The sequence below is a fragment of the Amycolatopsis sp. NPDC051106 genome, assembly GCF_040682775.1.
Classification (GTDB): domain Bacteria; phylum Actinomycetota; class Actinomycetes; order Mycobacteriales; family Pseudonocardiaceae; genus Amycolatopsis.
Genome location: NZ_JBFBBQ010000163.1, coordinates 1 through 10,107, shown reverse-complemented (window position 1 = coordinate 10,107; position 10,107 = coordinate 1). Strand labels below are relative to the sequence as shown.

Here is a 10,107-nt window from a genome sequence, read left to right as displayed (position 1 = left end):
GGCCGACCTCGGTGCCGGTGTCGTCGACGACCTTCGCGGAGATGCCCGGCAGCGCCTGGGGCGTATGGGAACTCGGGTGGACTCAGCCGTTGGCGGCGATGTCCGCCAGCACCGCGGCGATCGACCGCACCGGGACGCCCGTGCCGCCCTTGCCGGTGTAGCCCCACGGCGATCCCGTGTTGAACGATGGGCCGGCGATGTCGATGTGGACCCAGTCGAGGCCGTCGGCGACGAACTCGCGCAGGAAGATGCCGGCCGCGAGCATGCCGCCCCAGCGGTGGCCCGTCACGTTGGCCAGGTCGGCCAGGCGCGAGTCGAGGTCGGCGCGCAGCTCCTCCGGCAGGGGCATCGCCCAGCCGTTCTCGCCGGTGGCCTGCATGACCGCGGCGACGCGGTCGCGGAAGTCGTCCGACCCCATCACGCCGGCGGTGCGGTTGCCGAGCGCGACGACCTGGGCGCCGGTCAACGTCGAGGTCTCGATCAGGTAGTCCGGGTTCTCCTCGGCCGCGCGGACCATCGCGTCGACCAGCACGAGCCGGCCTTCGGCGTCGGTGTTGAGGACCTCGACGGTCTTGCCGCCGTACATGGTCAGCACGTCACCCGGGCGGTACGACGTCCCCGACGGCAGGTTCTCCGCCAGCGGGATGTGCGCGACGACCTCCAGCGGGTACTTCAGCTTCGCCGCCAGCACCACCGAAGCGAGCACGCCGGCCGCGCCGGACATGTCCGAGGTCATGTGGTCCATGTTCGCGGCGGGCTTGAGCGAGATGCCGCCCGAGTCGAACGTGATGCCCTTGCCGACCAGCGCGACCTTCTTGACGGCCTTGGCCGGCTTGTAGGCGATGCGCACCAGGCGCGGCTGGCGCGCGGAACCGCCGCCGACACCGAGGATGCCGCCGAAGCCCTTGCGCTTGAGGGCCTTCTCGTCGAGGACCTCGAACTCGAGGCCGTTGTCCTCGGCCAGCTTCTTCGCGCGGTCGGCGAAGGAGGCCGGGTAGAGGTCGTTCGGCGGGGTGTTGATCAGGTCGCGGGCGGTGAGCACGGCCTCGGCGATGCTCGTCGCGGCCTTCAGCGTCGCCTTGTGCTCGCGGGCGGTCCCGGTGGCCGGGCTCGCGAAGTCGACCTTCGCGACCGGCGCGTCACCCTTCTCGGAGCGGTAGGCGGTGAAGACGTAGGAGCCGAGGACGGTGCCCTCGACGGCGGCCTGCAGGTCGAGCTCCGACAGCGTCACGAACGCGCGGTCGGTGCCGGCCAGTGCGCGCCCGGCGGCCCCGGCGGCGCGGCGGACCTGCTCGGGGGTGACGCCGTCGCCCTCCTTGCCCAGGCCGACGGCGAGCACGACGCCCGCCGCGAGCTTGCCCAGCGTGGGGATCTTGACGACCTCTTCGGCCTTGCCGCTGGCACCGAGGGTGGCGAGCAGTCCGGCGAGACGGCCGTCGAAGGCGGCGTCCACGGCGGCGGCGCCCGCGGCGAGCAGCGGGCCGTCCTCGCCGGCCAGGGTGCCGATGACGATCACGTCGGCGCGCGTCTTGGCCAGTGCCTCCCCGGTGTTGTCGGACAGGGCGAGCTTAGGCACGGTCACTTCTGGCTCCTCGCGCGTTCGCGGTGGTACCGGGCGCCGGCCCGGTCGGGATCGTGAGCCATGCTAATGACGACCGGACCACAGGTGAACGGCGGGAGAGGGAGGGCCGCGTGCGGCTGGGCGGTGGGCTGCTGGTGGCGCTGGCGGCCGGAGCGGCGGGCGCGGGCTGGTGGCTGCTCGCCGGGCTGGTGCTGGCGGCGATCGCCGCGGGGGTGACGGCCCGCGTCCCGGAACCGGGGGACGCCCAGGTCGACCGGGTCGTGGTGGCCGTCGCGCGGCTTGCCGAAGTGACCGTCTACGCGATCGCGTTCGGCGCCTACGTCTTCCCCGCGCACCGCGAGCTCGCCGCCGCCGCGTTCGCGGTCGTGGTGACCGGCGCCGGGTTCGCCGGGCTGAAGATCCCGACGATCGTCGTACGGGTCGCGGGCGGGCTGCTGCTCGCCGCGGGGCTCGTGCTCGTCGTGGTCTGCGTGGCCGTGGCGCCGGTGTCGACGGCCGGGGGCGGCCTGCAGACGCCGGACTTCGCCGGGGTGCTCGTCGCCGCGGTGGTCTTCCTGCCGTTTCTCCGCCCGGGTGGGCGCGAAGGCGCGGGGTGGCGAGTGCTGCTCCTCGGCGCGGTCGCGGTGCTGGCCGCCTTCGCCGCGCTGTACCAGCTCGGCGCGGTCCGGCTCGGGCTGTCGCTGACGTCGTTGCGCGACTTGCTTTCCGCCGCCGACGCGGACTCGCTGCAGCCGGCGCTCACCGTGGTCGCGGTGGTCGCGACCGTGGTGCCCGCGCTGGCCGCCGGCGCCGAAGTCCGGGCGCGGGCCGGCGTGCCGGGACTCGCGGGGATCGCCGTCGCCGCGGTGGCCGCGTACTTCCTGCCGGCGCTGCCCGTGCTCGTCGTCGCGGGGCTGGTGACCGTGATCGAGCTGCTACTGGGCGTACGCGCGCGCCGGTACAGTGAAGAACGTGAGTGATCGACGCTGGCGGCCGGGGGAGACCGTGGTCGAACGGTTCCACCGCCCCGACGGCTCGATCGGCCAGGTCCACCCGCTGCGCGTGCTCGCCGACGACGGCCGCGTCCTGCTCGCCTGGCTGCCGGCCGGCACCCCGATCGTCGGCAGCCGGCTGGTGGACGGCCGGCACATGGCGGACGCGCCGCTGCACCAGCGGTTCCGCATCCCGCGGATGCCCGTGCCGGACTTCTGGCACCGCACGTCCACGCTGCGGCGCATCGCCGACGACGAATGGTCGTCGGTGTGGTGGTTCTTCGACGCCGCCGGGCGGTTCACGAACTGGTACGTCAACCTCGAGGTCCCGCTCGGCCGGACCCCGGCCGGGGTGGACCGCATCGACGGCGTGCTCGACGTCGTCGTCGAGCGGGACGGCACCTGGCGCTGGGACGACGAGGACGAGGCCGAGGTCGCGATCGACGCCGGCCGCCTGACGCACGAGCAGCTCGACCGGCTGCGCGCGGAGGGCGAGCGGATCGGCGCGCTGGCCGAGCGCGGCGCCTACCCGTTCGACGGGACGGACACCGACTTCCGCCCGGACCCGGGCTGGCCGGCGCCCGCACTGCCGCCGGGACTGCTCGAGGAGCTCAGCCCGCGGTCAGGAAGAGGATCAGCGTCAGCACCGCGTTGACGACCGCGAGGATGACGACCGACTTCGTCGGGAGCACCTGCGGGAACGCCTTGCCGTGGATCTTCCGCCACAACACGACGCCGAAGACGCCCGCGACGAGGCCGAGGAAACCGCCGAAGCCGCTGCTGAGCACGGCCCAGCCGACCATGCCGAGCAGGCCGACGCCGAAGGTCAGCAGCACCGCGGTGACGAACGTCTTGACGTCCGCCCCGCCGGTCTTGGGCCGGGGGACCGGCTCCGTGGAGTGGTAGGTCACGCCGTCATCCTAGAGTCATCACGGCGCGGCCGCGGGCAGGACGCGGAACACCGAGAACAGTGGGACATCCGACTAACGCGCCTCCGACCAAACGGTATCGTGTAGCCATGACCACCTCGACGCAGTTCGCCCATGTCCCGCACCCGAGTCCTGCGAGCGCGGACCGTGTCGCGGAGGTACTCGAGAAGCCCGGTTTCGGGCTCTACTTCACCGACCACATGGTGACCGTCAAGTGGTCGAAGGCCGACGGCTGGCACGAGGCCCAGGTCGGTCCGTACGCCCCGTTCACGCTCGACCCGGCGACGTCGGTGCTGCACTACGGCCAGGCCATCTTCGAGGGCCTCAAGGCCTACCGCCAGCCGGACGGCACGATCGCGTCGTTCCGCCCGGACGCCAACGCCGCGCGGTTCCGGCAGTCGGCCGAGCGGCTGGCGATGCCGCAGCTGCCCGACGAGGTGTTCGTCGAGTCGCTGCGCGAGCTCATCGCCGTCGACAGCCGGTGGGTGCCCACCCGTCAGGGTGATTCCCTCTACCTGCGGCCGTTCATGATCTCGACGTCCACCGGGCTCGGCGTCAACAGCCCGGCCGCCGACTACGTGTACACGGTCATCGCGTCCCCGGCCGGCTCGTACTTCTCCGGCGGCGTGAAGCCGGTGAGCGTCTGGCTGTCGACGGAGTACGTGCGCGCGGCGCCCGGCGGCACCGGCGCGGCGAAGTGCGCCGGCAACTACGCGGCGTCGTTCGTCGCGCAGGCGCAGGCCGTGGAGAAGGGCTGCGACCAGGTCGTCTGGCTCGACGCGGTGGAGCGGCGCTGGGTCGAAGAGATGGGCGGGATGAACCTGTTCTTCGTCTTCGGCTCCGGCGAGAACGCCCGGGTGGTCACCCCCGAGCTGACCGGCTCGCTGCTGCCCGGCGTCACGCGGAAGTCACTGCTGCAGCTGGCTTCGCGGCTCGGCTACAAGGTCGAGGAGCGGCGCATCTCCACCGAGGAGTGGGAGAAGGCGGCGGCCTCGGGTGAGCTGACCGAGACGTTCGCCTGCGGCACGGCGGCGGTGATCACCCCGGTCGGGCACGTCAAGCACGCCGGCGGCGAGTTCACCATCGCCGACGGGCAGCCCGGCACCCTCACCATGAAGCTGCGCGAGGAGCTGACCGGCATCCAGGAGGGCACCCGCCCCGACACCGACCACTGGATGGTCCCGCTCGGCTGACGTCCCAGTCCGTGAAGGCCTCCTTACCGGCATCTTGAGCCGGTAAGGAGGCCTTCACGGCTTTTCGGGGTCTACGTGGCCGTGGCCGGGATGAGCGGGCCGGAGACGCCGGCCTGCTCGTGCGTCGCGGTTTCGGCCAGGACGCGGGCGGCCATCATCAGCAGCGGCAACGCCGTCACCGCGCCGGTGCCTTCGCCGAGCCGGACGTCCAGCTCCAGCAGCGGGCCGAGGTCGAGGTGCTCCAGCGCGATCGAATGCGCGGGTTCGGCGGTCCGCTGCCCGGCCACCCACCAGCGTCGCGCACCCGGCGCGAGGTCCTCGGCGACCAGCGCCGCGGCGCACGCGACGAGCCCGTCCAGCACCACCGGCGTCCGGCGGGCCGCGGCCTGGGCCAGGAACCCGGCCATCGCCGCGATGTCCGCGCCCGCCGTGGTGCGCAGCAGGTCGACGGGGTTCGCGAGGACCGCGCGGGCCCGGCGCAGCGCGTCACGCACCGCCGCCGCCTTGCGCATCCAGGCGTCGTCGTCGATGCCGGAGCCGCGGCCGACCACGGCCACCGGCTCGGTGCCGGTCAGCGCCGCGACGAGCACCGACGCCGGCGTGCTGTTGCCGATCCCGAGGTCGCCGGGGATGAGCAGGTCCGCGCCGCCGTCGACCTCGGCGTCGGCGATCGCGATCCCGGCGCGGATCGCCGCCTTGACCTCGTCGGCGGTCAGGGCGTCCTCGACGTCGATGGACCCGGACCCGCGGCGGACCTTGTACTCGCCGATCGAGCGGGTCGCCGGCGCTTCGGTGTCCACGGCCATGTCGACCACGCGGACACTCGCCCCCGCGGCGGCGGCCAGGACGTTGATCGCGGCGCCGCCGGTCAGCATCGTGCCCAGCAGCTGCGCGGTGACCTCGGCGGGATAGGCCGAGACCCCCTTCGCGGCGATGCCGTGGTCACCGGCGAACACGATGACCCGCGGCCGGGTGAACGGCCGCGGCGGCGACTGGCCCTGGCAGGCCGCGATCCAGACGCCCAGCTCCTCGAGCCTGCCCAGCGACCCGGCCGGCTTCACCAGCTTGTCGTGCAGGGCGATCGCGTCGGACCGGGCGTGGTCGTCGGGCGGGGTGATCTCGGGGAACTCGATGTCTTCCGGCTCCACACCAGGCCCTTTCTCGTCCACGGCAGCGCTCATGACAACGCCGTGGCCAACCTACCGGTGAACCGGCCCCGGTAGTCTCGCGGCTCGTGGAGACGACGGCGGCCGCGGTGGTGCTGGCCAGCGGCGCGGGCACCCGCGTCGGCGCGAAGCTGAACAAGGTCTACCTGCCCCTGGCCGGCCGGCGAGTGGTCGCCTGGTCGCTCGACGCCTTCAAGCGCGTCCCGGGGATCGGCGTCCTCGTGCTGGTGATCCGGCCGCAGGACCGGGAACTCGCCGAAGAGGTCGTCGACGACACTGTCGAAATCGTGCACGGCGGGGACACGCGCCAGGCGTCCGAACTCAACGCGCTGCGCCACCTCGCCCCGCGCATAAGAGGCGGCCGGGTCGACGCCGTGCTGCTGCACGACGCGGCCCGGCCGCTGGTCCACCCCGAACTGGTCGGTGCGGTGTTGGCCCGGACACGCGAGGACGGGGGGGCTGTGCCGGGCCTGGCCGCGGACGACGTCGTCGAGGTGGATGCCGGGCACCTGGTCGCCCAGGTGCCCGGCGCGATCCGCGTCCAGACGCCTCAGGGCTTCCGGGCCGGACCGCTGCTCGAGGCCTACGAACAGGCCGAGCGCGAAGGCTTCTCGGGGACGGACACTTCGTCGTGCATGGAGCGGTTCTCCTCCCTGCCGATCCGGTGGGTCCCGGGGGCTCCCGAGAACCTCAAGATCACCTACCCCCACGACCTGGTGGTCGCGGAGCGGCTGCTCGCCCGCCGAGCCTGATGACCGCTAGGCGCACGCGGGCGGGCCGCCACCGTCGCCCCCTTCGCGCTCGGGCTCGGGCGTGGTGCTCGTCGGCCGGACCGTCACGTCGTGGCGCAGCTCCGGCGGGATGTGGCACTGCGGCTGTGGCCGCAGCGCCTGCAGCGGCGCGCCCGGGGTGCCGGGCTCCGCCAGGGTGAGCACCGCTCGCAGCGTCCACACCGGGGTGGCGTGGTACTGCCAGGTCACCACCCGCGGGCTGAACACGTCGGTGCCCGGGAACAGCGGTACGCGGTAGGCGCTCGCACGGTGCTCGTCCCGGAGGATGATGACGTCCGCGCAGGTCGGCCACGTGTGGACCGCGGCGTAGATCTCCGGCGCCTCGCGGCTGCCGAACAGGTGCAGTACCCACTTGCGGCGCCGGAGCTCCTCGAGGAGTTCCTCGAGGCCCGAGCCGCTGGAGCCGTTGTGTGCTGTGGGCGGGGACACACTTTCGAGGGTAACTTGCGTACTAGAGCGCAGTCCAGCTTGTGTACTAGTACACCTGGGTGGTTCTGAACAGGCCTTTGTCGGAGACACTCCGGCGTGCTAGAACACTTGTGCGCGTTGTCCCCGTGAGGAGCCGCCTTGCCCACCCTCGATCGTCCTGAGCCGCCGTACCTCCAGATCGCGGGCCGGATCCGGGAAGACATCCTGTCCGGCCGGCTGCAGGAGGGCGATGCGGTGCCCTCCGCCCGCGAGATCGCGCGCACCTGGGCCGTCGCCATGGCGACGGCCACCAAGGTTCTCGCCACCCTCCGCTCGCAAGGGCTCGTGCGCCCGGTGCGCGGCGTCGGCACGGTCGTCGACCGCGGCGGCCTGCACCGCACGGCCCGCGACCGCGCCACCGCTTCGACGCGGACGGGCCGGATCTACCCGCCCGGCCACTACGCCGTGATCCGGTCGGCCGGCCTCGAGCAGGCGCCCGAACGCGCCGCGGCCGCGTTGGGCCTGGAGGAGGGCGCCCCGGCGATCCGGCGGCGCCGTACCACCTACGGGCCCGACTCCCGGCCGCTGTCGACGTCGACGTCGTGGTTCGACGGCACGCTGTCGGCCAAGGCGCCGGCGCTGCTGGTGCCCGAGCGGATCGTCGAGGGCACCTCGGCGCACGCGGCCGCGAGGCTCGGCACGAAGGTCGCGACGACGCAGGAACGGCACGCGGCGGGGCGCGCGAGCGAGGAGGAGGCGGCCGAACTGGGGCTGCCCGCCGGGGCGCCGGTGCTGCTGGGCCGGAGCACCTTCCTGGCGGCCGACGGCACGGTCGTCGAGTACGGTGAATCGGCCGCCTTGCCCGACCACTGGGTTTTCTACGAGTACACGACTGAGGACGGCGAATGAAGCACATCCACGCGGGCAAGGTCCGCGACCTGTACGAGCTCGACGGCGGGGACATCCTGCTCGTCGCGTCCGACCGGGTCTCGGTCTACGACGTCTCGCTGCCGACGCCGATCCCCGACAAGGGTGCGCTGCTCAACCAGCTGTCGGCGTGGTGGTTCGAGCGGATGTCCGGCGTGGTCCCGAACCACGTCGTCTCGACGACGGACGTCCCGGAAGAGTTCGCCGGCCGCGCGATGCGCTGCAAGCCGCTGAAGATGGTCCAGGTCGAGTGCATCGCGCGCGGCTACCTGGCCGGCCTGGGCCTGCGCGAGTACCAGCGCGACGGGAAGATCTCCGGCGTCGCGCTGCCGCCGGGGCTGGTCGAGGGCGACAAGCTGCCGGAGCCGATCTTCACGCCGACGACGAAGATCTCCGACACCGGGCACGACGAGTTCATGACCTTCGACGAGGTGCTGAACGAGATCGGCGAAGACACCGCGAAGCGGCTTCGCGAGCTGACGCTGGAGATCTACACGAAGGGCGCTGAGCACGCTGCCGCGCAGGGCGTGATCATCGCAGACACGAAGCTGGAGTTCGGTTTCGACGCCGACGGCACGCTGACCCTCGGCGACGAGATCCTGACGTCGGACTCGTCGCGGTTCTGGCCCGCCGACGAGTGGGAGCCAGGCCGTCCGCAGCACGCGTTCGACAAGCAGTTCGTCCGCGACTGGTCGCTGACGACCGGCTGGGACAAGACCCCGCCCGGGCCGGAGATCCCGGCGGAGATCGTCGAGCAGACGCGGCAGCGCTACACCGAGGTCTACGAACGGATCACGGGGGAGACCTGGGTCCGTGGGTGACTGCGACCCGTACCAGCTGATCGACGACGTCGAGACGCTGCTGACCTCGCGCGGGTACGCGCCCGAGCGGGTGCCCGGGCGCGGAGGCGACCGGCTGGCCGGCGCCAGCCGCCTCCTGCGCGGGTTCGGCCTGGAGCCCCGGATGGCCCCGGAGGACGCCTTCGACGTCGGCGTGCCGTTCCAGGGCCGGATCAACCAGGACTAGGGGCTCTTCGTCAGGCTGGCGTCACGCTCGACGACGTCGCCCAGGACGTCGTCGATGGCGGTCAGCAGGTCGGCGTCGAGCTTCTTGCCGGCGGCCTTGACGTTCTCGTGCACCTGCTCCGGGCGCGAAGCCCCGATGATCGCCGAGGCGACGTTCGGGTTCTGCAGCACCCACGCGACGGCCAGCTGCGCCAGCGACAGGTCCGCCTGCTTCGCGAGCGGCTCCAGCTCGGCGACGCGCTTGAGGACGTTCTCGTCGAGGAAGCGGGCAACCATGTTGGCGCCGCCCTTCTCGTCGGTGGCGCGCGAGCCGGCGGGGTAGTCCTGGCCGGGCTTGTACTTGCCGGTGAGCACGCCCTGCGCGATCGGCGACCAGACGATCTGGCTCAGGCCTTCGCGCTCGGAAGCGGGGATGACCTGGTCTTCGATGACGCGCCAAAGCATGTTGTACTGCGGCTGGTTGGAGACGAAGGGGATCTTCAGCTCACGGGCGAGGGCGGCCCCGCGGCTGATCTGCTCGGCGGTCCACTCCGAGACGCCGACGTAGAGCACCTTGCCCTGGCGGACGAGATCGGCGAAGGCGAGCATGGTCTCTTCGAGCGGAACGGTCCGGTCGAACCGGTGCGCCTGGTAGAGGTCGACGTAGTCGGTGCCGAGCCGCTCGAGGGAGGCGTTGGCCGACTCCATGATGTGCTTGCGGGACAGGCCCTTGTCGTTGGGGCCCTTGGGGCCGGTGGGCCAGAAGACCTTGGTGAAGATCTCCAGGCTTTCCCGCCGCTGCCCCTTGAGGCCGCGCCCGAGCACGGACTCGGCGGCGGTGTTGGCGTAGGCATCCGCGGTGTCGAAGGTCGTGATCCCCGCGTCGAGGGCGGCCTTGATGCAGGCGTGGGCCTGGTCCTCCTCGACCTGGGAACCGTGGGTGAGCCAGTTCCCGTACGAGATCTCACTGACGTTGAGGCCGCTGCGGCCGAGACGACGAAACTCCATGGGGTCCAGCCTAGGCGGTAATCGTTTGCTTAGCTAACGACCCTGGAGTGACTCCAGCCTCGGTGCCGGGTCGCGGACGGCAAGAAGCCGGGTGGAGGCTCGCTCCACCCGGCTTCTCGGAACCGGCT

12 protein-coding genes are annotated in these 10,107 nt (G+C 72.2%); 7 read left to right on the top strand and 5 right to left on the bottom strand.

Annotation, left to right across the window (positions count from 1 at the left end; genetic code table 11):
* Positions 1–82: 82 nt before the first annotated feature.
* On the bottom strand, positions 83–1,582 hold the full coding sequence (locus AB0M83_RS47465) for a leucyl aminopeptidase (protein WP_364529070.1): 1,500 nt from the start codon (positions 1,580–1,582) through the stop codon (positions 83–85).
* 110 nt (positions 1,583–1,692) lie between these two features.
* On the opposite strand from AB0M83_RS47465, the gene AB0M83_RS47460 reads away from it, so the two are divergent.
* A complete protein-coding gene (locus AB0M83_RS47460; RefSeq protein ID WP_364529067.1) occupies positions 1,693–2,541 on the top strand; it encodes a hypothetical protein in 849 nt (282 codons plus the stop codon).
* Positions 2,534–3,208, top strand: coding sequence for a DUF402 domain-containing protein (locus tag AB0M83_RS47455; protein WP_364529064.1), 675 nt, complete (start codon positions 2,534–2,536; stop codon positions 3,206–3,208). Before AB0M83_RS47460 ends, AB0M83_RS47455 begins: the two co-directional genes overlap by 8 nt.
* Here AB0M83_RS47455 and AB0M83_RS47450 read toward each other — a convergent pair.
* Positions 3,165–3,464, bottom strand: coding sequence for a hypothetical protein (locus AB0M83_RS47450; RefSeq protein WP_364529061.1), 300 nt, complete (start codon positions 3,462–3,464; stop codon positions 3,165–3,167). The genes AB0M83_RS47455 and AB0M83_RS47450 overlap by 44 nt on opposite strands.
* A gap of 107 nt (positions 3,465–3,571) precedes the next feature.
* Between AB0M83_RS47450 and AB0M83_RS47445 the strand changes: the two genes are divergently transcribed.
* Positions 3,572–4,675, top strand: a complete 1,104-nt coding sequence (locus tag AB0M83_RS47445; protein WP_364529058.1) for a branched-chain amino acid aminotransferase — start codon at positions 3,572–3,574, stop codon at positions 4,673–4,675.
* Positions 4,676–4,746: 71 nt separating this feature from the next.
* Here the strand turns inward: AB0M83_RS47445 and cobT are convergent, their stop codons facing one another.
* Entirely contained in the window at positions 4,747–5,823 is a 1,077-nt protein-coding gene (cobT, locus tag AB0M83_RS47440) for a nicotinate-nucleotide--dimethylbenzimidazole phosphoribosyltransferase (protein WP_364529073.1), read from the bottom strand.
* 86 nt (positions 5,824–5,909) lie between these two features.
* Here cobT and AB0M83_RS47435 point away from each other — a divergent pair, with 86 nt between their 5' ends.
* Positions 5,910–6,593, top strand: coding sequence for an IspD/TarI family cytidylyltransferase (locus AB0M83_RS47435; protein WP_364529055.1), 684 nt, complete (start codon positions 5,910–5,912; stop codon positions 6,591–6,593).
* Positions 6,594–6,599: 6 nt separating this feature from the next.
* Here the strand turns inward: AB0M83_RS47435 and AB0M83_RS47430 are convergent, their stop codons facing one another.
* Positions 6,600–7,061 (bottom strand): hypothetical protein, encoded by a 462-nt coding sequence (locus tag AB0M83_RS47430; RefSeq protein WP_364529052.1) that lies wholly within the window; start codon positions 7,059–7,061, stop codon positions 6,600–6,602.
* 138 nt (positions 7,062–7,199) lie between these two features.
* Between AB0M83_RS47430 and AB0M83_RS47425 the strand changes: the two genes are divergently transcribed.
* Genes AB0M83_RS47425 through AB0M83_RS47415 form a run of 3 tightly spaced genes read left to right on the top strand, consistent with a single transcriptional unit; the run spans position 7,200 to position 8,993 of the window.
* Positions 7,200–7,949: a GntR family transcriptional regulator gene (locus AB0M83_RS47425; protein ID WP_364529049.1), complete on the top strand. Its 750-nt coding sequence runs from the start codon at positions 7,200–7,202 to the stop codon at positions 7,947–7,949.
* A complete protein-coding gene (locus AB0M83_RS47420; RefSeq protein WP_364529046.1) occupies positions 7,946–8,788 on the top strand; it encodes a phosphoribosylaminoimidazolesuccinocarboxamide synthase in 843 nt (280 codons plus the stop codon). The genes AB0M83_RS47425 and AB0M83_RS47420 overlap by 4 nt, the downstream gene beginning before the upstream one ends.
* The gene (locus AB0M83_RS47415) at positions 8,781–8,993 is read left to right on the top strand and encodes a hypothetical protein (protein WP_364529043.1); all 213 of its coding nucleotides are present in this window, start codon (positions 8,781–8,783) and stop codon (positions 8,991–8,993) included. Before AB0M83_RS47420 ends, AB0M83_RS47415 begins: the two co-directional genes overlap by 8 nt.
* Here the strand turns inward: AB0M83_RS47415 and AB0M83_RS47410 are convergent.
* On the bottom strand, positions 8,990–9,979 hold the full coding sequence (locus AB0M83_RS47410) for an aldo/keto reductase family protein (protein WP_364529040.1): 990 nt from the start codon (positions 9,977–9,979) through the stop codon (positions 8,990–8,992). The genes AB0M83_RS47415 and AB0M83_RS47410 overlap by 4 nt on opposite strands.
* Between the last annotated feature and the right edge of the window lie 128 nt (positions 9,980–10,107).